Source organism: Ruminococcus flavefaciens, assembly GCF_900119075.1.
In the GTDB taxonomy this organism is placed as follows: Bacteria; Bacillota; Clostridia; order Oscillospirales; family Ruminococcaceae; genus Ruminococcus; species Ruminococcus flavefaciens_Q.
Genome location: NZ_FPIP01000001.1, coordinates 126454 through 146617, shown reverse-complemented (window position 1 = coordinate 146617; position 20164 = coordinate 126454). Strand labels below are relative to the sequence as shown.

Genomic DNA, 20164 nt, shown 5'->3' with positions numbered 1-20164 from the left:
AAAGATAAAAGATATAAAAATCCATACCTGTGCTCATAAGATAATAAGCACATTATTTTTTTGAGAAAAAAGCACTGAAAAAAAAACAGGAGGAAAACATGAAAAAAATTTCTATGGGCAAAGCGGCAGCAGGCATTTTATGTCTGGGACTTGTTATGCAGTCAGCAGCCTATCTGCCGGCTAATGCCGAAAACACAAGCAAAGTGACTGTAAACGAAGTCTGCTCCAAGAACAGCACTTACAAGGCAGCAGACGGAAATCTCTACGACTGGATAGAGCTGTACAACAGCGACAGTCAGGAAGCTGACATCTCTGGCTGGGGCTTCTCCGACAAGGAGGCTGAGCCCTACCGTTACACATTTCCCGACGGCACAAAAGTTCCTGCAAAGGGCAGACTAATTGTTTTCTGCGACAGCAATGCAGGCGCAAACGACACTAAGATAGTTCCATTCGGACTTTCGTCCACAGGCGAAACTCTCACGCTTACCGACAAGCAGGGCAATACAGCTCAGACTCTCACATTCGGCGCTCTGGCAGCTGACACCTCCTACGGTCAGTACCCCGACGGAAGCGGCGAATTCTATGAGCTCAGCTCTACTCCCGAAAAGGAAAACGCAGCTCCCGAGGGCTCTGCGGCAGTTCATCAGCCTGCTTTCTCCAAGGACAGCGGCTTCTACGACAGCAGCTTCGCTCTTACGCTGACAGCCGATGAGGGATGCACCATTTACTATACAATGGACGGCAGCGATCCAACTACCGAATCCGAAAAATACGAAGCTCCCATAACTGTCAAGGATATGTCTGATACCGCGAACCGTCTCAGCGCACGAACAGATATAGCTCCAAACGGCGTTGAAAAGCCCCGTGAAAACGTGGACAAGGCTGCCGTTATCCGCGCTGTATCAGTTGACAGCGAGGGACGCATAAGCGAGCCCGTTACAAAGACATACTTCATCGGCACTACAAATTCCGGCTATTACCCGAAAATGAAGGTAGTATCCCTTGTTACCGATCCCGATAATCTTTTCGATTACGAAACAGGAATATACTGTCTCGGCAAGGCTTACGAGACCGAAAACACAGGCGCAGGCAGAAATGTTCAGCCATGGAACCTCATCGCAAACTACTCAATGCGCGGCAGAGAGTGGGAGCGCCCCGCAAGCTTCACCCTCTTTGACAACGGTGAAAAGGTTGTCGAACAGGAGGTAGGTATCCGTATCAAGGGCAACTACTCACGAAGCCTTGCACAGAAGAGCTTCAACATCTATACACGCAAGGATTACGGAATGCCCGAATTTGAGTACGACTTCTTCGACGGCAAGGCAACAAAAGCCAAGAACGGCAAGTCTATCAAGAAGTACGAGGGCGTTGTTCTCAGAAACGGCGGCAACGACAACGGCACTGCGTTCTTCCGCGACAGCATAAACCAGAGCCTTATCACCGACAGAAACTTCGCATATCAGGCAACTACAGAGTGCGTGGTATTCCTCGACGGCGAATACTGGGGAATCTATCAGCTCATGGAAAAGATAGACAAGCGCTATATCAACGAGCATTACGGCATCAAGAAGAGCGACGTGGCTATCGTCAAAAACGGCGAGCTGGACGAGGGCACAGAGCAGGATCTTCAGGACTGGCTACAGCTCCAGAACGGCATTATAAACGGCACAGTAAGCTATGAGCAGTTCTGCCAGAAAGTTGATATACAGAGCTATATGGACTACATGGCAGCTCAGATATACTGGTGCAACGCAGACTGGCCGCAAAGAAACATCTCAATGTGGCGCTCCGACGCTATTGACGAGGAAAATCCCTACGCAGACGGCAAGTGGAGACCTATCCTCTACGATACAGAATCAGGTCAGGGACTCTACGGAAGCTACGACAAGTCCGCAAATGCAGACTGCTACAGACGTCTCAAGGAGCTCCGTGAAGACGGCGAATTCGCTCAGATGTTCATAAAGCTTCTTGAAAACGACAATTTCCGTTTGCAGTATTCCAGAACATTCATGGATATCGCAAATAATAACTTCACCACTGACAAAACAAAGTCCGTGGCTGAGAGCTATCTGAACAACTACAAGCAGCAGATAACAGACAGCTTTGCCCGTTTCAATTCACGCAGCTCGGGCGGCGAAAGACAGCTTGAAAGCGCTTATCAGACCATAATAAATTTCTATGCTCAGCGCTTCCAGTACGCAGAGAGCACAACGAGACAGGCTGCAAAGCTCAGCTCAAACGCCTACAGCCTTACAGTCAACAACAACGCTTCAAAGGGCAGTATCAGGCTGAACACCCTTGACCTTGGCGCAGTCTCCAAGTGGAGCGGCAAATACCACGGCGATTACACTATCGACCTCAGCGTTTCTCCAAGCGAGGAGGCTCAGTTCTCACGTTGGAGCATAAGCGGAGCTAAAATAGTTGAGGGCAGCGAGACTTCATCATCTATAAAGATACAGCTCCAATCCAACGCTGTTGTAAGAGCTGTCTACGAAAACGATGTTATCATCGGCGACGTAAACGCCGACGGAGACTTCAACGTTGCCGATATCGTTATGCTGCAAAAGTGGCTCAGCGCCGACAGGAATACCGAGCTTGTCAACTGGAAGGCAGGCGACCTCTGCGAGGACGGCGTTATCGACGTATTCGACCTTGTGGCAATGCGCAGAGAGCTTCTGCTCAGCATGAGAGACACCGATACACAGCAGACCACAGAACAGCCGCAGAATAATGACCAGCCACAGAACCAAGACCAGCCTAAGGAACCAAATCAGCCGCAGCAGCCTGAAAGACCTCAGGGCGGCGAAAGACCAAGAAGATAAGACCACAGGAGCAGTTTAAACTGCTCCTGTTTTATTTTATACTTGACAAAACAGAAATTTCGTGTATAATATAATTAAACGTGTTTAATTAGAAAGGACAAAACCATGAAACGGGATATAGAACGAACAAAAAAACAGCTTCTTGAAGCGGCGGAAAAGCTGATGACGGACTGCGATGATCCTGCCGAGGTAACTTCACGGGCTATCACCGAAGCCGCAGGAGTAAACCTTGCCATGATAAACTACTGCTTCGGCTCACGGGAAAAGCTCCTTGCTGAGGTATTCTCACGGCTTATAAGCAAGGCTACAGCCGCAGACACACGGTTCGGAGAGGTCATGGCTTCGGAGCTTTCCCCAAAGGATAAGCTGATAGAGCTCCATGTTTTTATGATGTCTCTCATGCTGAAAAATATTGGCATTGCAAAGGCTGTAACTCGTTATATACTGCTGGAGCGCGATTTAAAAACGGGCATGGAAAGTCTGCCATTTGTCATGGCGCATTACGGTGGCAACAAATCCGAAGAGGAATGCAGACTGCTCACATTTCAGCTCACCAGTCTGAATGAGCTTGCATTTCTCAAATACGGGGAGCTGAAACAGAATGCAGGTATTGACCTTGCCGACGAAGTACAGCTCCGCCGATTCGTTACCGATAATATTTCACGTTTTCTGATTTAGGAGGATAATTATGAGCAAAAAGGCGCTTATTGTCGTTGATATGCAGAACGACTACCTGTGGGAGCAGAGAAAGCCCATGTTCAGCTATGATACTGCCGAACTTGTGGGCAATGTGAACAAGGCTATACACAGCTATAAGGACAAGGGCTGGGATATAATCTATATCTCCCAGATATTCCCCAATATCATCACAAACCGCTGGATAATAGGCTTTTCAATTGCAAATACTGAGGGCGCGAAGCTTTACGGCGGTCTCGATGTTGTCTCAGACTTGTGCTTCGACAAGAATCTCCCCAACGCATTTACTGCTAAGAAATTCCGTGAATTCTTCAATTCTCAGGGCTACGACGAGGTCGTTGTATGCGGTCTTGACGAGTGCGGCTGTGTGGGAGCTACCGCTCTCGGAACTGTCAAGGCAGGGGTAAGGACTTACCTGCTGAAAAGCTGTACAGGCTGCCGCTATAAGGCTGAAAAACAGGCAAAGCAACACGAAAAGCTGACTAAAAACGGAGTTGAATACATATAAAAAACGACCTCAGCATTGCTGAGGTCGTTTTTCACAGAAGCAGGCTCTGCGCAAGCAGATAACGGGAATCGAACCCGCCTCATCAGTTTGGGAAACTGAAGTAATGACCACTATACTATATCTGCAAATCTGTAATCAATATAACATTTTTTCCATAGATTGTCAAGGCGAAAAAACGTCGGAGTTTCCCGAATTTACGAGAAACTCCGAATAGATTCACATTTCCTTTACTGCCGTAGCTATCTTCTCGCGGAAACGCACATCGTGCTCCACAAAAAGCATTGTGGGCTCATAGCTGAGAAGAAGCTCCTCAAGCTGTATACGTGAGAAAACGTCGATGTAATTCAGCGGCTCGTCCCAGATATAGATATGAGCAGGAGTCAGCAGACTCGCCGCAAGGAGCACCTTCTTTTTCTGCCCCTCGGAGAACTCCTCTATTTTCTTTGCGAGCTGAGCCCGTTCAAGGTTAAGCTGTCGGAGAATAGTGCAGAACATACTGAGATCAAGTCCGCGGCTATCGCAGTATTCCGATATACTGCCGCGGAGCCCCGATGTGTCCTGATCCACATAGGATATAATAAGTCCCGAGGCTGTCTCGCATATGCCGTTTTCGGTTATATTTGTTTCCCTGTCTGCACAGCCTGCCTTCTGAAGTATGCTGTGTATCAGCGTTGATTTTCCGCAGCCGTTTCCGCCGTGGAGAGCTATCCTCTCGCCGCGCTTCACCTCCAAATCAAGCCCTGTGAATACAGGCTCCTCGGCAGTTGGATATTTCACGCTGTAGTCCCTGATATTTATGAGAGTATTTTTGTGATGAGCAAGCTGTGAGAGCTTCAGCTCGGCAGTGCGTTCAAGGTCGTTGAGAAGCCCCTCCTTTTCCTCTATTTCCCTGTCGATACGCTTTTCCATCTGCTTTACGCGGCTCTGCATTTTCTTGGTTTTAGCGCCGATAAACGCCCTTGTGTCGATACATCTGTCATGCTCCTTTATCGGATCAAAGCCTATCTTTGTACGCTCGTTCTTGTCAGCCCATTCCGAGGTCCTTTTCGCCGCCTGTCGGAGCTTTTTTATCTCCTTTTTGTGCTTTTCGTTCTCGGCTATGGCGAACTGGTCGCGCTTTTGCTTGTTCTCCCACCAGCTGGTGAAATTACCGCTCTGGACTTCAATGCTCCTGCGGTTGAGCACAAGCACATGGTCAGTGCAGGCGTCCAGCAGGTCACGGTCATGGGATACCAGTATGAAGCCCTTTTTCGAGGCAAGATACTCCTTGACAGTCTCCCTTGCTTCTGCGTCGAGGTGATTGGTAGGCTCGTCGATGAGAAGAAAGTCGTTCTCTCCCGAAAACAGCACCGCAAGCAGTACCTTAGTCCTCTCGCCGTGGCTGAGAGTTTTGAACGGTCGATACAGCAGGTCTGCGTTCTCGCGGAGCTGTGACAGCTCGCAGATGACGCGCCATTCCTCGCAGTCGGGCTTTATGTCGCATATGAACTCCGATGCCGTAAGCTCTGCCTGCTCCTCGGTTATCACATAGGGGAAATACTCGAATCTCACGGAGCTGTCAATGCTGCCGCGGTAGCTGTACTTCCCGAGAAGCAGATTCAGGAAAGTGGTCTTGCCCTTGCCGTTGCGCCCAATGAAGCCAAGCTTCCAGTTGGTATCTATTGAGAAGGAAACGTCCTCGAAGATATTATCGAAGCTCCCCTCGTAGTAAAATGTCAGTCCGTTTACGTTTATCTGTGACATATTCATCTCTCCTTCCGAAACAAAAAAATGGAACCCTTTGCTGCCAAAAAGTTCCATTACGTACCTATAACCTCAGAAAAAGAGCATAACTGCACAGTTATCCCCCTCTGCAATATTCAAAAAACGCACAAAAAAGAGGTTATGAGAACATAATCCACTTTTGGCAACATGATAAGACAGTACGCCTGTTTGCACACTGTCAGCTTTGATATTCATGTACTCAAAAGTGAATTATCTTTTCATCCTCACACCTCTTTCAGTCCAATTTACGTTATTATAACACAGGACTTCAAAAAAGTCAAGGGAAATATAAAGCACTTTGCGTATCAGAAAAATTCACAGAATATTTACAATTCAAACCGCACATTTTGCCCCTCTCAAACGTTAAGCTATATGAAAATGCACATCTGTGCTTTCGTTTCGTTATGTTATTTAAAGGAGGTTTTATTATGAAATTCAGAAAGCTTATCGCAGCTTCAGCTGCACTATGTCTCGCAGCACCTGCTGCATCAAATGCTATGACCGCATGGGCTACAAAGCCTATCGACGAAGTAATCCCAGGCGACGTAAATGTTGACTATACATTCAATCTTGCCGATATAGTTCTTTTCCAGCGATATCTCCGCGGCGACGACTGCGAGGTGCTCTTCCCTGCTTATAAAGAGCCCGGTCCCGGAGGAGATGTGAACAAGGACGGCAGCATGGACATCTTCGACCTTATCGGCATGAGAAAGCTCATTGTCAAGGATATTACGGGAGCTCCCGAGCCTGAAGTTGAAACTGCTGCAAGAAACCTCTGCGAGGGTATAAAGAAGTCACCCAATACAAGCGGTATCTATATGCCCGATTATCAGAACTACAAGGAGTTTATCGACAGCCAGACAAATTTCACTATTGATATGCTCAAAAAGACCTACAGTGAGAAAAAGGGTGCAAACGACCTTATCTCTCCATATTCTATCGTACAGGCTCTCGGCATGACAGCAAACGGAGCCGACGGCGATACTCTTAAAGAAATGGAAAACGTACTTGGCGGCGGCATGGATATAGCAAGCCTTAACCGCTATCTCAAAGGTCAGCGTGAAATGACAGTGAACGAGAACGACTGGGCTAAGTGGTCATTCAGCACGGCTAACTCAATATGGGCAAGAAACGACACGAGCCGCATACAGCCCCGTCCCGAATTTATCCAGAACTGCGTTGATTACTATGATTCCGAGTTCTATATCGCTCCATTCGACGATACAACTCTTAACGACGTAAACAACTGGGTAAATGTCAAGACAAACAAGATGATACCCAAGATCCTCAACAGGATCAATCCAGATGACGTTATGTACCTCGTCAATGCAGTTGCTTTCGAGGCTGAATGGATGGATCCCTATGAAAAATACATGATAAAGGACGGCAAGTTCACATCTGCCGACGGCAAGGAACAGGACGCTAAGATGCTTTGCAGCTCTGAGATATACACCTCAGACGAGAACACCGAGGGCATGATAAAGTTCTACTCGGGCAGAAGATACGGCTTTGCAGCTCTGCTCCCCAGCGAGGATACCGACATTGACACATATATCGAGAACATGACTGCCGAAAAGCTCCACAACCTCATTTCGGAATACCGCACCACAAACTACGAAATGGCAAACATGAAGCTGCCTAAGTTCAAGTATGAATACGAAAACGAGCTAAGTGACGAGCTTTGCGCAATGGGTATGCCCACTGCATTCTCTGACGATGCCGACTTCTCAAGAATGTCTGCTATAAATGACCAGAACCCACTCTCTATAGGCTATGTTATACACAAGACATTCATAGACCTTGACGAGAACGGCACCAAGGCAGCAGCTGCAACTTTAGTTGCCGTGAAGGATACCGCAATGCCGCGGGAGCCCGAAAAGGAAGTGGTTTTCGACAGACCTTTCGTATACTGCATCTTCGATACAGACAACTATCTGCCTGTATTCATAGGTGTTTTAAATTCACTTGAATAAGCCTTTTTTAAGATTGTTTTAAGTAAAGCCTGTTATAGTAAACACATACAAGCCGCATCTGCACATCAGCGGCAAGCATAAATCCAAATTCTGCAAGAGCCTCTTATCAAGTCCCACTCGGAAAATCGGGATACGCGGCAAGGTCATTAAGGGTTTGTTGACCTGCTCCGCAAAAGAGGCTCAGCGCGGGGACAGATCGGAAACCGTATCTCAATGATACGGTTTTCCTGTATATAGACGAAGTTTTTGCACGGTTTCTACAAAAAACGGCGTGTATATGCTCCATTTTAGCCATTTAAGCCGAATTATCCCCTGCTGATGTTGCTTTATTACTTATTATATGATATAATGTATTTTATAAGTGCGCGAAGGGGGTGGACTCATGTCAATAAGCATTGACGAGCAGTACGATAAGGTATACCGCTACTGCCTTCTAAGAGTCCGCCATAAGGAGACCGCCGAGGATATAACTCAGGAGACTTTCCTTCGCTACCTCGAACACCCACACTATAACAGCGTCGATAAGACCTTGCAGCTTCTCTATACTATCGCAGGCAACCTCTGCAATGACGAGTTCCGAAAGACTAAGACTGCGGAGCTCCCCGAGGACAAAGCCGACGGCGAGGATATAGAGGACAGCGTTCTGTCGGGCTTTGAGCTGAAACAGGCTCTTGCAAAGCTCTCCGACGAGGACAGGGAGATAATCATGCTCCGATACATAAACGGAGTTCCTCTGAACGTTATCGCAAAGCTGCATAATATGTCGCGTTTTGCACTCAACCGCAGGATAAACAATATCCTCGGCAGACTGCATGAGTATCTGGGAAAGGAGGAGCTTATATGACAGATAAAGAGAAAAAAGCCCTCAGAGAAGCCTTTGACTTCCCCGAGCCCGACAGAAAAGAAGAGTTCCTTGCGGAATTTGCAAGGCTCTCCGTGAATAATAATAAAAAGCGTCTGTTCCCTGTGGTCATGCGCTTTGCCGCAGCAGCCGCAATGATAGCCATAATAGTCGGAGTTTTCGCCTTTATGCCAAAGGATACAGTGGATTTCGGACACGACAAGGACGAGATAATAACTGTCACCGAGACTACATCTGTACCCACAAGCTCGGCTGTAACAGCTGCAACGACTGCCGTTACGACTTCAAAGGCAGTAAGGACTGATAAGACCACTTCGGCTAAGACAACAAGCACTGCTGTTACAACAGCAAAGCAGGCAACTACTGACAAGACCGTGACTGCGCAGAGAACTGAAGCTTCACAAAGGACCACAGCCGTAAGAACTACCGCTGTTCATACGACTGTACGCACCACATCGGCTGCGGAAAAGACCGAAGCCGCACAGAAGCCTGTCACTACCACAACTGCTCCGCCCGAGGACATAGTCCCCACACACGGCGGCAATAAGGACTCAGAACGCAATATGACGGTTCCTGTTGACATGACATATCCCCTCCGTGAGAAAACTCTCACCGAGGACCAGATATACCCCAAGGATTCGGGCTTTGAAAATCAGGGACCTATCAACAGCAAGCCTGTGGACACAAGTGCTTTGCTGGAAAGTATGTATAATGATTCCAGCGCCGTAGTACTTGCAAATACGGACGAAATGTTGTATACTTCTATTGATGGCGCTGCCGTTACCGCAGAGAATATAAGCATAGTGAGCTCCTACAAGGGAGACCTCAGAGAAAACGACAGGATAACGGTATTCTTCAGCGGCGGTTATGTGCCTGCGGAGAAGTATCTCGAAAACCACAGCGACGTATTTATACCCTCTCCCGAGGAATACTCCGTCTATGAAAAGGGCGAGAGCAGATTCCCTCAGGAAAAGGGAAAACAATATATCTTTTTCATCACAAAGGACGATGAAAGTCCAGTAAGCGGCGCTTATCGTCCTGTAAGAAACGGCAACATCGCTGTTTTCAGAAAGATACAGGACAATTATGTCTCTGTTGACGACGGCACCCTGTATTTCACCGAAGCTCAGCTTAACGAGCTGAAATAAATGCCTATATTTCACGTTATTTTTTACGTTCTATAATTTTTCAAAAAAAATCGTGCCATTTTTGTCACAATTCCTTTCGTCGGCACGTTATGTTATTATAGAACGATTTATATGAAAGGAAGATTTTCTTATGAAGCATCAGAAGATGATGAGCGTACTGCTTGCAGCTGCCATATCTGCATCGGCAGTTATGCCCGCTTCGACCTACGCTATCTCAAAAGGCGACATCAACAATGACAGCGTTATCAGCGCAGACGACCTCACTCTGCTCCAGAACTATGTACTGGGAAAAGCTGAGCTTGACAAATCACAGTCAGAACTGGCTGATATAAACGGCGACGGAGCTGTAAACTCCTATGACATTTCCGCACTGAGAAAGCTCATTCTCGCCAGCCCCAGAAGCTTAAAGTTCAAGGCTGTCACAGACCGTGTACAGAGCGGATTCACAGACGCACTGAAAAAGCTTGACATACAGGCAGGCGACACTGTGGTAAAGTCCTCTGACGAGCTGAAAAAGGCTCTTTCCCCTTACTTCTCCGAGGCAGTTGTAAAGGGCTACACAGATAAATACAACGATACCTTCTTCAAGGATTCAGTACTTATGGTAAAGCCTGCCTACTTTGATCCCGACAAATATCAGATAAAGACGGCGGTCACAAAGGCTCCCTGCGGCTGTACATCAGAAAAAGCTGGTATATATGTACCGTCGGCAGCTGTTACCGAGTACATGAACATCAGAAAAGAACATGACTATAATTCTGCTTCTCTGGGCAAGATACTTCCCGGACAGAAGTTCACCATAACCTACAGTGACGGAAAATACGGTCATGTCAATATAAACGGCGTATCTGGCTATGTAAATATGGATTACGTTACAAAGGTATCCGACCTTGAAGCAAAATACACAGCTATTCCCGATGTCAAGATAAATTCGGTAAACTACAAGGACGGCAAGGTCACTGTTGACGCTGCTCAGTTCCACTCGTCAGCTCCTATAGACTTTGCGGCAGCTGTTATAGTTCAGGCTGTAGTGGCAAGAAAGGATTACTACGCTTCACAGACCAACTGGACAGTATCCACAACCGCTCCGCCGCCTACAACAATGGTAACTACCACGACCTATTCTTATCCGCTGGCAAAGGAACGCCTCGATAAGATAGGCTGGGATCTGAAAAAAGCATTCAACGACGCCGCATCAACTCCGTACTACGGTCCTGCCGACTTCCCCAAGGACGACAAGACAACAATGCAGTGGTATGCAGATTACGGCTTCAAGAACGGCAAGGGCAACTGCTACGTTATGGCTGCTATGTTCTGCGAAATGGCAAAGCTTCTCGGCTATGACGCTCATCAGATATCGGGACGCGTTCCGCTTAAAGCAGGCGGTTACGGACCTCACTCATGGGTAGAGATAACATTCGAGGGCACAACTTATGTTTGTGATCCTGACTTTACAGAAGAGACAAAGAGAAACGGTTATATGATAACATATGGTCAGTCAGGTACATGGGTGTACCAGAAAGACTCAGTAATGAGCTGACCAAGGGAGGATAAATCATGAAGAAAATTATTGGTACAATGGCATTCATCGCAGCTCTCGTGCTTGCAGGCTGCGGCAAGGTAACAACTGCTGCTAACACACAGCCCACAACAACACAGCCAACAACAAAGGCTGTCGCTACAGAGCCAACAACATCTGAGGATCAGATGAAGATCATCGGCGACAAGGCTACAGGCGATTCCGTATACATCATCACTCTTGACAACAAGACAGGCAAGGATATCAAGGGCTTCACCATTAAGGCTGACACCGAGGAGGAGTATCCTGCAAATATGCTCGAACCCAAGGACAGCTTCGCAAAGAACGAAAGACGCAGACTTTTCTACGTTCCTGTAAAGACCAGCGATGTTACCTACGGCGACACTGACGAGATAGCTACACAGGAGTACACTGTAAAGATCACTTTCTCAGACGACAAGGAAGCTGAGCTCCACCAGTTCCCGTTCGGCGATGTAGAGCTGGGCGAGATACTCATGGACAAGGACGTAGCTTACATCGAGTACATCTCAAAGCTCTCCGACAAGAAGGTAAGCACCAAGGAAGCTGAAAAGATGATCGCTGAGACAAATAAGGAAGAGGTTACTACAGAGGCTGCTTCCGAGATAGAGCAGTCCTACTATGACGAGCCTGTTTACACTCAGCCTGCATATCAGGAGCCTGTTTACACAGAGCCTGCAACTCAGTATATCGAGCCTGCTACACAGTATGTAGCTCCTACAGAGGCTCCTACACAGGCAGCTGCTAATGACGGAAACGGCGGCTGTTTAAGCGGCGGCGGACTCTTCAATGAATAATCGCATACTTTATCTGAGCCGTCTGAAAGCTCTTGCCTGCATTGCTGTTGTGGTCCTCCACGGATTCTATGCAGCCAATGCCTTTGCGGCAACAACAGGCGCTCAGAGCGCTATACTCTCCATAAGAAACGCCATGATGTGGGCTGTACCCTGCTTCGTAATGGCTTCGGGAGCACTTCTCCTTGACAGGAACAGGATACTGTCAAACAAGAAGCTTTTCGGAAAATATATCCCGCGTATGGCAATAGCTCTTGTGGTATTCTCGCTGCTTTTCTCGGTATTCGACGCAGCGCTTATAAAGCATTCGTCCTTCGGCGAGACCGTTAAGGACGTATTCAGCGATATTTTCATAGGCACGGGCTGGGCGCATATGTGGTATATCTACCTTATGCTGGCAATATATCTCCTGCTGCCGTTCTATAAGATGATAAGCTCCAATGCAAAGCCAAACGAGCTGAAATATCTGCTGCTGGTATACTGCTTATTCATGTCGGTCATACCGTTTATCGGAACGCTCTCGGGAAAGTCACTTCCCTTCTATATATGCGTGTACACGATATACCCGTTCTATCTGTTCCTCGGTCATGTGCTCCACATCGGAGTTATAAAGCTGCCGAAGAACGCCTGCGGACTGATGTTCCTCATATGTATAGGAATAACCGCTATGCTTACGGCTTACAGCCGAGGCGCAGCTGAGAGCGCTCCTGTGGCAAGCGCAAGGATAACTGCTTTTCTGGAGGGCTACTCGTTCCCGATATATATTGCGGCTTCAATAGGAGCATTCGGCTACTTCCGCAGAACTAAGAACAAGCCTTTCCCCGTTCTCGATACTATCGCCGCAGAGCTTGACAACTGCTCATTCGGCATATACCTGATACACATGGCGGTGCTGAAATACATCTTCGCCGTTATGAAGTTCAACCCATTCGAGCACGGCGGCACTATAGCAGTCATCGGCATATGCATAGTAACTCTTATCATTTCATATGTCATAACAAGACTGCTGAAATTCGTTCCATACGTGAACAAAATAATATGAACACAAGCTCCCTTCGGGGAGCTTTTTATTGCACTCATTCAGTGAAAATGATATAATAATACCGAGGTGATACCATGAAAGAAATACCTGTTTCAGAGCACAGCCGTTTTTTATCCTGCGCAGAGAGCATTACATTTTGCAGAGTGTTCCCTCTTTCAGTTGTTGAGGGCAGGCAGAGCGGCTGCATATACACAAACGAGAGCGAAAGCCTTATACTCATACGCCACAAAAGCAATTTCACTTTTATGTCCGGAGATAACAGTGAAGCAGAGCTACGCGAAATACATGAGCTGATTCTTTCCGAAAGTCTTAAATTCCTGTGTCAGAAAGCTTCAATTGCTCAAAAGTTCCTTCAATACGGCGATGTTGAGCTTGTCCCGAGAGATATCTACAGCTATCCACACGAAAAAGCTCCCGAGATAGGTCTCCCTGACGGCTTTGCTCTCCGCAGAATAGATGAAGAGCTGTTCAGCAGACTGACAGGACGTGTTGCTCCCTCAGTTTACTGGAACAGCTATGAAGAATACAGTAAAAACGGCTGTGGTATTTGCGTAATGCATGGAAATGAGCCTGTTTCGTGGGCATTTTCGTCAGCGGTAAGCAGCAACGAGGTCGATATCGGTATCGAGACTGCCGAAGCCCACAGACACCGCGGTCTTGCTCTTGCGGCAGCCGCCGCATTGATAAAAGATATACTCCCCGAAAAGTGTCCTGCATGGACTTGTCAGCGCTCAAATCTCGGCTCGGCACGTATAGCCGAAAGGCTGGGATTTGTCAAACGCGATGAATGTATATTGATACGAAAAAAATAATATCCGGGCGGTGATATCACCGTCCTTTTTGTGTCACCGCGACCATGCTCCGCATATAATAAGTCGGAAGGAGTGGTCTTATGGAAAAAGCCGAGATAATTGCGATAGTTGTGGTCACAGTTATTGCCGCCGCGGAGCTTTTCTGCCTGTTTATCTGCTCGAAGCTGCAAAACAAAAGCTATCCCCTGTGCGTTGCTTTGCCTGTAAATTCTCAGGATAAGGAGCTCCCACAGCGTCTGGAATACATAGCATCTCTTATCGAGGAGGGCAGCACTTTTATCGGAACGGTGCTTCTCATAGATATCGACGGAACACAGGAGCAGATACAGCTTTGCAGGGATTTCTGCGCTCACTATCATGCTATGGAGCTGATAAAAATTTCTGACATTGCAAACCACTTTAAAATCTAATAGCTCGGGCGGATACTATCCGCCCCTACATGGATTTGAGGTCATTTATAGTAAATTCGGTTTTCGCGGGACGCCGATGACGGCATCCCCCTACAAACTAATCGCTGATCACTACTTGCATTATATCCTATAATATGTTATAATATAAGATGTATTTTTATGTGCAGAGGTGAAAACGGTGGAGCACGAGGTCCTTCACATCGAGGGCACTGTGGAAAATGTCCTTTACAAAAATGAGAATAACGGCTATATCGTGCTTGACCTTGACGCAGGCGGCGAGCTCATAACCGTTGTGGGAGAGCTTGGCGATATCGAGGAGGGCGAGGGACTTATCCTTGAGGGAAGCTATATCACTCACCCACGGTTCGGAACTCAGTTCAGCGCAGTGTACTGCGAGAGAAAGCTCCCCGAAACAGTCATCAACATCGAGAAATACCTCGCTTCGGGAGCTGTCAAGGGCATAGGTCCGGGACTTGCAAAGAAGATAGTCGAGGTATTCGGTGACCGCACCCTCGATATCATGGAGAACGCTCCATTCCGTCTTTCCGAGATAAAGGGCATATCTCCAAAAAAGTGCGACGAGATAGCTGCAGAGGCTCAGAAGCTTTTCTGCCTGCGGAATCTCATGTCTTTCCTGTCACAGTACGAGGTAAAGTCACGCTTCGCCATGAACACCTACAGGAAGTACGGCTCGGACGCCATGACGCTGCTGAAACTGAATCCCTATCTGCTTTGCAGCGAGGATATCGACCTTGAATTTGCAAAGGCTGATACCATTGCTCACGATATGCACATAGCCCGCAACGACAGCAAGCGCATACTGGCAGGAGTACAGTATATTCTCCGCGCCAACGGCGGCATAGGTCACACCTGCCTGCCATTGGAGGTCCTTGCAAAAAAGGCTCAGGACACTCTCGGCGTATCGGAGAGCGACTTCTACGCCGCATACAACGCTGCTCTTGACGACGATGACCTCTTTGAATACGTCAAGAACGAGATAGAGTTCGTGTATCTCCCCGATTACTTCTACGCGGAAAGCTTCATTGCGGACAGGATACATATTCTGAAAGACTTCTCCTCTCCCGAGGACTTCAACTATGATACCCTCATTGACATCGAAGAAGAGGAGCATAACATAAAATATGAAAAGCTCCAGCGGCAGGCTATCACCACCGCTGTTTCACGGGGACTTATGGTGCTGACGGGAGGTCCCGGCACAGGTAAGACCACTACTCTCAACGCTATAATCTCCATTTTTGAAAAACGGGGCATGAAGGTGCTTCTTGCAGCTCCCACAGGACGAGCCGCAAAGCGTATGTCCGACTTGGCAGGCTGTGAAGCCAAGACCATACACCGTCTCCTTGAGGTGGTCTATGATTCGGGAGACAGGCTTACCTTTGCCCATAACGAGAACAATCCCCTTGACTGCGACGTACTTGTAATTGACGAGATGTCAATGGTAGACGTGGTACTCTTTGAGAAGCTCCTCCGTGCTGTGCGGCTGGGGTGCAGGCTCATAATGGTGGGCGACAGCGACCAGCTCCCCTCGGTAGGCGCAGGAAATCTCCTCGGAGATATAATCGACAGTGGTATAGTTCCCGTTACTGAGCTGAAAGAGATATTCCGTCAGGCTCAGCAGAGCTGTATCGTCACCAACGCTCACAAGATAGTTGCAGGAGAATATCCCGACCTTGAACGCAAGGACAGCGACTTCTTTTTCTTCAAGAGAAGCGACTATCAGATGGCATTGCAGCTCATTGTTGACCTTGTAAAGACAAGACTGCCGAAAGCCTATAACTACTCCCCCACTGAGGATATACAGGTGCTTACTCCTTCACGAAAGGGCGTTACGGGCACTGTGGAGCTGAACAAGCTCCTGCAAGACCAGCTCAATCCCCCTGCCAAGAACAAGCAGGAGAAAAAGGGCTACGTCTACACCTACCGCGAGGGCGACAAGGTCATGCAGACGAGAAACAACTACGACATCACATGGTCTAAGGACGGCGAACAGGGCGCAGGCATATTCAACGGCGATATCGGACGCATAATCAGTATCGACAACAGAAGCTCCCTTGCAGTCATCGACTTCGACGGCAGAAAGGCTACATATACATTTGACCTGCTGTCTCAGGTAGACCTTGCATATGCAGTCACTGTACACAAGAGTCAGGGCTGCGAATTTGAAGCTGTGATACTCCCAATAATGGGCGGCTTCGACAAGCTGTGCTACAGAAATCTCCTGTATACAGCCGTTACAAGAGCAAAAAAGCTCCTCATAATCATAGGAACTGAGGAGAATATATATAAAATGGTAGACAACAACAAGCGCACGCGGAGATACACCTGCCTGCGCCATATGCTCGCAGGGACAAAGAAAAGCAGCTCCCCTTTTGAGCAGTAGGAAAGGAAGATAAAAATGGCAAACACTGATATTGGTATCGACCTCGGTACCTCAAATATCGTAATGACTATGGGAAACAAGGGCGTTGTGCTCAGCGAGCCCTCTGTCATCGCTTACAACACAAGAACAGAAAGAGTTCTTGCGGTTGGCAAGGAAGCCTATGAGATGATAGGCAGGAATCCCGACTACATAGCAGTAAGACGTCCTATCAGCGAGGGTGTAATCTCCGACGACGACCTCACTCACAGCATGATACGCGAGTTCATACTCAAGGTCACAGGCAAACAGCTCATGAAGCCACGTATCGTCATCTGCATACCCTCGTTCATCACTGATATCGAGAGCCGTGCAGTTGTAGAAGCTGCCAAGAGCGCAGGTTCAAGGCAGGTATACCTCATACAGGAGCCTATCGCCGCTATGATAGGCGCAGGCGTGAACATCACCAAGGCAAAGGGACACATGATAGTTGATATCGGCGGAGGTACTACAGATGTCGCTATCGTTTCCATGAACGGCGTGGTGCGCTCCCATACGGTCAAGATAGCAGGCAACGCTATTGACCGCTCTATCATCAAGTATATGCAGAACAAGTACAAGCTCCTTATAGGTGAAAGAACTGCCGAAAAGGTCAAGATAGAGCTTTGCAACCTCTATGACCCGAGCGACGAAATGACCTACATAGTCAAGGGCAGAAGCCTGCTGAAAGGTCTGCCTGCGCAGGTTCTTCTCAGCGAAACAGAGCTCTTTGAAGCTATCGAGGACGACACATTCGCTATCATGGAGGCTATCCGCAAGGTGCTTGAAGAAGCTCCCCCCGAGCTTGTGGGAGATATCTACGATAACGGTCTCCTGCTCACAGGCGGCGGCGCTCTCCTCGGCGGACTTACCCAGCTTATCAAGCGTACTCTCGGCATAAACTGCAATATCGCCAAGGACTCAATAAACTGCGTTGCAAAGGGCACAGGCATGGCATTCGGAAGAATGACTACCTTGCTGGACGGTTTCGAGGCGGCTACAGTGTACAAATACAGATAAGCTACGTTAAGACTTCCTGAATGTATGACGGGAGCGCAGGCTCTGCGCACGGCTTTGAAGCGGCTACAGTATACAAATACAGATAAAAGCCATTGTACGGGAGGGCTCCCTCGCCCTCCCGTAATATACGTATAACAAAAAAAGACTGCAAACGCAGTCTTTTTCTTATATGTGATTCTTTATACTGAGCTTTTCCACAGCTTCGGGTATATCCTGTATATGCGGTACGATGATATCAGCCTTGGCAAGCTCCTCGGTTGAACCGAAGCCATAGCCGCAGCCTATGGACGGAAGTCCGTTCTGCGCCGCTGTTTCGATATCGTGGAATCTGTCGCCGATGACGATGAAGTCGCCCTCATGATTGGGAGCTATCTTGCGGAATATCTCATACTTGGGTATAAAATCGTAGGCTTCACAGCAGTAGAAATAGTCAAAAAAGCGGTCAAGCCTGAATACGCGCTTGTGGCGTTCAAGATAGTGGAAGCGGCAGTTGCTGAGGAATATCAGCGTATAGCCGCTTTTTTTCAGCTGTGTGAGCATTTCCTCAGCGCCCTCGTAGAGAGCGCCCTCGCCGTTGTCTACTCGCCTTGCCATGTCCTCGCCCAGCATAACACGGGCTTTTTCACGTATCTCGGGAGCAAGCTCGGGGTGGAACTGTCCCCACATATCCGTGGAATTGAAGCCCAGCCAGTAGCTTATCTCTTTGTCGGTATACTCTCTGTCAGCTATGTAGCCGTTATCCGAGAGCCACTTCATAGTGCCGCGGAATGCAGGAGCATAGGTCAGCATGGAATTATGGATAGTGCCGTCGTAATCAAAGATAAGATTGGTCATTATGCCTCTATCTCTCTTATGAGGTTAATCATTTCGATAGCTCCCTCAGCGCACTCGCTGCCCTTGTTGCCTGCCTTTGAGCCTGCACGCTCGATAGCCTGCTCGATGTTCTCGGTAGTGATAACGCCGAACATTACAGGGATACCTGTCTGGAGAGATACCTGAGCGATACCCTTTGCAGCTTCGTTGCATACAAGGTCATAGTGTGAGGTGCTGCCTCTGATGATAGCGCCGAGGCAGATAACAGCGTCGTACTTGCCTGAATTAGCCATTTTGGAAGCGATAAGGGGAATCTCGAATGCTCCGGGTACCCATGCGATGTCGATAGCGCCCTCGCTGACGTCATGACGCTTGAGGGTATCAACAGCTCCGCCGAGGAGCTTAGATGTGATGAACTCGTTGAAACGAGCAACAACGATACCTATTCTTGTGTCCTTTGAGACCAGTTTTCCTTCGTAAGTTTTCATAATTATTCTTCCTTTCAGAGTTTATATTGACTTGTTGAGCTTGTAATTGTCCTTGAGGAGCTTTACAAGCTCGTCGTGTTTCTCGATAATAGTGAACTTCTTGGGCATTATACTGTTGTTGAACCAGAGACTGAGAGTCTCGCCCGATACCTTGTACATTATCTTTTTCTTCTGTCTTGCCAGACCGAAATTATCGGGGAAATACACTCTCTGGGAGGTTATGTAGGCGTACTTGCCGATGAAGAAGTCCAGCAGAAGCAGTATGGTCAGCAGCAGCAGCGCCAGCAGAAGAAGTCCGTAGCATATCATGTGGTAGTTGTCATTCATTTTCCTTGCGCCGTTCCATTCGAGAAAGCCTACTATGAGCCATGCCGCCCAGCAGCAAGCCCACCACGCTGCGTTCTTTTTCAGATGTCTTTTCAGCTTTATTGCTGTTTTCTTGGTCTTTACACGGCTGAGGAAGATGAAATACCCTGCGATACCGAAAACGAATACCGCGCCCATGATACTCAGCACGCATATTGCAAATATTTTTGTCATAGCGTGTATGCTCCTTTATTTTGTAAGAGGATTCTCGTAGCCGTGCTTGCCGTACCAGTCAGCCAGCATTTTCACAGTCCTGATGTTTTTTATGCCGAAATTATAGGAAAGCTTTCTGTTGCTTCTGTTGTTGTAGATATAGAGGTGCTCTATGCCGAAAAGTCCCTTTTTATATTCATAGCTGTGATTCTCCACAGGAGAGATACCCTTGTTCATAAAGAGAGGATATCTTAATCCCTCGGGAGAAATGCATTCAAAGCCGCATATCGGTATGGTCAGAACTACAAGAACAAGGAAGAGTATTGTTATGAGCGACGGGCGTATCTGCAGAGCCAGTGCCAGAAGCATAGTCACGGCAATATTTATCCAGTTGCCCACAAAGACCTTTTCCTTTGCCTTTGTCCATGAAATGAATTCAGTTATATCCAGTATTGCCATTATAATGCAGAGTATAATGAGAATCGCCATTATTATGATATCTATTACGCTGTATTCCAT

At 47.8% G+C, this 20164-nt stretch carries 18 protein-coding genes and 1 tRNA gene; 13 read left to right on the top strand and 6 right to left on the bottom strand.

Features of this window, described 5'->3' with window-relative positions:
* Positions 1–98 precede the first annotated feature (98 nt).
* The 3 genes from BT105_RS00600 (at position 99) to BT105_RS00590 (ending at position 4026) form a co-directional block, all read left to right on the top strand.
* Positions 99–2822, top strand: coding sequence for a CotH kinase family protein (locus BT105_RS00600; RefSeq protein WP_072298943.1), 2724 nt, complete (start codon positions 99–101; stop codon positions 2820–2822).
* A gap of 105 nt (positions 2823–2927) precedes the next feature.
* A complete protein-coding gene (locus BT105_RS00595; protein ID WP_072298942.1) occupies positions 2928–3500 on the top strand; it encodes a TetR/AcrR family transcriptional regulator in 573 nt (190 codons plus the stop codon).
* Positions 3501–3510: 10 nt separating this feature from the next.
* Positions 3511–4026: a cysteine hydrolase family protein gene (locus BT105_RS00590; protein WP_177243899.1), complete on the top strand. Its 516-nt coding sequence runs from the start codon at positions 3511–3513 to the stop codon at positions 4024–4026.
* A gap of 53 nt (positions 4027–4079) precedes the next feature.
* Here the strand turns inward: BT105_RS00590 and BT105_RS00585 are convergent.
* Together BT105_RS00585 and abc-f are read right to left on the bottom strand one after the other, a co-directional pair.
* A tRNA-Gly gene (locus BT105_RS00585) sits at positions 4080–4151 on the bottom strand.
* A 91-nt stretch (positions 4152–4242) separates the two neighbouring features.
* On the bottom strand, positions 4243–5769 hold the full coding sequence (gene abc-f / locus BT105_RS00580; RefSeq protein ID WP_072298940.1) for a ribosomal protection-like ABC-F family protein: 1527 nt from the start codon (positions 5767–5769) through the stop codon (positions 4243–4245).
* Between the two features lie 449 nt (positions 5770–6218).
* Between abc-f and BT105_RS00575 the strand changes: the two genes are divergently transcribed.
* The 10 genes from BT105_RS00575 (at position 6219) to BT105_RS00530 (ending at position 17825) form a co-directional block, all read left to right on the top strand.
* Positions 6219–7763, top strand: coding sequence for a serpin family protein (locus tag BT105_RS00575; protein WP_072298939.1), 1545 nt, complete (start codon positions 6219–6221; stop codon positions 7761–7763).
* Between the two features lie 382 nt (positions 7764–8145).
* Positions 8146–8607, top strand: coding sequence for an RNA polymerase sigma factor (locus tag BT105_RS00570; protein ID WP_072298938.1), 462 nt, complete (start codon positions 8146–8148; stop codon positions 8605–8607).
* The gene (locus BT105_RS00565) at positions 8604–9773 is read left to right on the top strand and encodes a hypothetical protein (protein WP_072298937.1); all 1170 of its coding nucleotides are present in this window, start codon (positions 8604–8606) and stop codon (positions 9771–9773) included. Before BT105_RS00570 ends, BT105_RS00565 begins: the two co-directional genes overlap by 4 nt.
* Positions 9774–9903: 130 nt before the next feature.
* Entirely contained in the window at positions 9904–11313 is a 1410-nt protein-coding gene (locus BT105_RS00560) for a dockerin type I domain-containing protein (protein WP_072298936.1), read from the top strand.
* Positions 11314–11330: 17 nt separating this feature from the next.
* Positions 11331–12128 (top strand): hypothetical protein, encoded by a 798-nt coding sequence (locus tag BT105_RS00555; protein ID WP_072298935.1) that lies wholly within the window; start codon positions 11331–11333, stop codon positions 12126–12128.
* Positions 12121–13167 (top strand): acyltransferase, encoded by a 1047-nt coding sequence (locus tag BT105_RS00550; RefSeq protein ID WP_072298934.1) that lies wholly within the window; start codon positions 12121–12123, stop codon positions 13165–13167. Before BT105_RS00555 ends, BT105_RS00550 begins: the two co-directional genes overlap by 8 nt.
* A gap of 74 nt (positions 13168–13241) precedes the next feature.
* Positions 13242–13979 (top strand): GNAT family N-acetyltransferase, encoded by a 738-nt coding sequence (locus BT105_RS00545; RefSeq protein ID WP_072298933.1) that lies wholly within the window; start codon positions 13242–13244, stop codon positions 13977–13979.
* Positions 13980–14059: 80 nt separating this feature from the next.
* Positions 14060–14389, top strand: a complete 330-nt coding sequence (locus BT105_RS00540; RefSeq protein WP_072298932.1) for a hypothetical protein — start codon at positions 14060–14062, stop codon at positions 14387–14389.
* 178 nt (positions 14390–14567) lie between these two features.
* Positions 14568–16790, top strand: a complete 2223-nt coding sequence (recD2, locus tag BT105_RS00535; RefSeq protein ID WP_072298931.1) for an SF1B family DNA helicase RecD2 — start codon at positions 14568–14570, stop codon at positions 16788–16790.
* A gap of 15 nt (positions 16791–16805) precedes the next feature.
* A complete protein-coding gene (locus tag BT105_RS00530) occupies positions 16806–17825 on the top strand; it encodes a rod shape-determining protein (RefSeq protein ID WP_028514428.1) in 1020 nt (339 codons plus the stop codon).
* 165 nt (positions 17826–17990) lie between these two features.
* Here the strand turns inward: BT105_RS00530 and BT105_RS00525 are convergent, their stop codons facing one another.
* From BT105_RS00525 to BT105_RS00510, 4 genes are read right to left on the bottom strand one after another with little or no spacing between them, the layout of a single operon-like run.
* Complete coding sequence (locus tag BT105_RS00525) at positions 17991–18659, bottom strand: HAD family hydrolase (protein WP_081367740.1); 669 nt, start codon at positions 18657–18659, stop codon at positions 17991–17993.
* Positions 18659–19126: a 6,7-dimethyl-8-ribityllumazine synthase gene (gene ribH / locus BT105_RS00520; protein WP_028514437.1), complete on the bottom strand. Its 468-nt coding sequence runs from the start codon at positions 19124–19126 to the stop codon at positions 18659–18661. The genes BT105_RS00525 and ribH overlap by 1 nt, the downstream gene beginning before the upstream one ends.
* A gap of 21 nt (positions 19127–19147) precedes the next feature.
* Positions 19148–19666: a hypothetical protein gene (locus tag BT105_RS00515; protein WP_072298929.1), complete on the bottom strand. Its 519-nt coding sequence runs from the start codon at positions 19664–19666 to the stop codon at positions 19148–19150.
* A 15-nt stretch (positions 19667–19681) separates the two neighbouring features.
* Positions 19682–20164, bottom strand: a complete 483-nt coding sequence (locus tag BT105_RS00510) for a hypothetical protein (RefSeq protein ID WP_072298928.1) — start codon at positions 20162–20164, stop codon at positions 19682–19684.

Coding starts and splice junctions, on each gene's coding strand:
- BT105_RS00600 (WP_072298943.1), top strand. CDS start 99: ATGAAAAAAATTTCTATGGGCAAAGCGGCAGCAGGCATTTTATGTCTG.
- BT105_RS00595 (WP_072298942.1), top strand. CDS start 2,928: ATGAAACGGGATATAGAACGAACAAAAAAACAGCTTCTTGAAGCGGCG.
- BT105_RS00590 (WP_177243899.1), top strand. CDS start 3,511: ATGAGCAAAAAGGCGCTTATTGTCGTTGATATGCAGAACGACTACCTG.
- abc-f (WP_072298940.1), bottom strand. CDS start 5,769: ATGTCACAGATAAACGTAAACGGACTGACATTTTACTACGAGGGGAGC.
- BT105_RS00575 (WP_072298939.1), top strand. CDS start 6,219: ATGAAATTCAGAAAGCTTATCGCAGCTTCAGCTGCACTATGTCTCGCA.
- BT105_RS00570 (WP_072298938.1), top strand. CDS start 8,146: ATGTCAATAAGCATTGACGAGCAGTACGATAAGGTATACCGCTACTGC.
- BT105_RS00565 (WP_072298937.1), top strand. CDS start 8,604: ATGACAGATAAAGAGAAAAAAGCCCTCAGAGAAGCCTTTGACTTCCCC.
- BT105_RS00560 (WP_072298936.1), top strand. CDS start 9,904: ATGAAGCATCAGAAGATGATGAGCGTACTGCTTGCAGCTGCCATATCT.
- BT105_RS00555 (WP_072298935.1), top strand. CDS start 11,331: ATGAAGAAAATTATTGGTACAATGGCATTCATCGCAGCTCTCGTGCTT.
- BT105_RS00550 (WP_072298934.1), top strand. CDS start 12,121: ATGAATAATCGCATACTTTATCTGAGCCGTCTGAAAGCTCTTGCCTGC.
- BT105_RS00545 (WP_072298933.1), top strand. CDS start 13,242: ATGAAAGAAATACCTGTTTCAGAGCACAGCCGTTTTTTATCCTGCGCA.
- BT105_RS00540 (WP_072298932.1), top strand. CDS start 14,060: ATGGAAAAAGCCGAGATAATTGCGATAGTTGTGGTCACAGTTATTGCC.
- BT105_RS00530 (WP_028514428.1), top strand. CDS start 16,806: ATGGCAAACACTGATATTGGTATCGACCTCGGTACCTCAAATATCGTA.
- BT105_RS00525 (WP_081367740.1), bottom strand. CDS start 18,659: ATGACCAATCTTATCTTTGATTACGACGGCACTATCCATAATTCCATG.
- ribH (WP_028514437.1), bottom strand. CDS start 19,126: ATGAAAACTTACGAAGGAAAACTGGTCTCAAAGGACACAAGAATAGGT.
- BT105_RS00515 (WP_072298929.1), bottom strand. CDS start 19,666: ATGACAAAAATATTTGCAATATGCGTGCTGAGTATCATGGGCGCGGTA.
- BT105_RS00510 (WP_072298928.1), bottom strand. CDS start 20,164: ATGGAATACAGCGTAATAGATATCATAATAATGGCGATTCTCATTATA.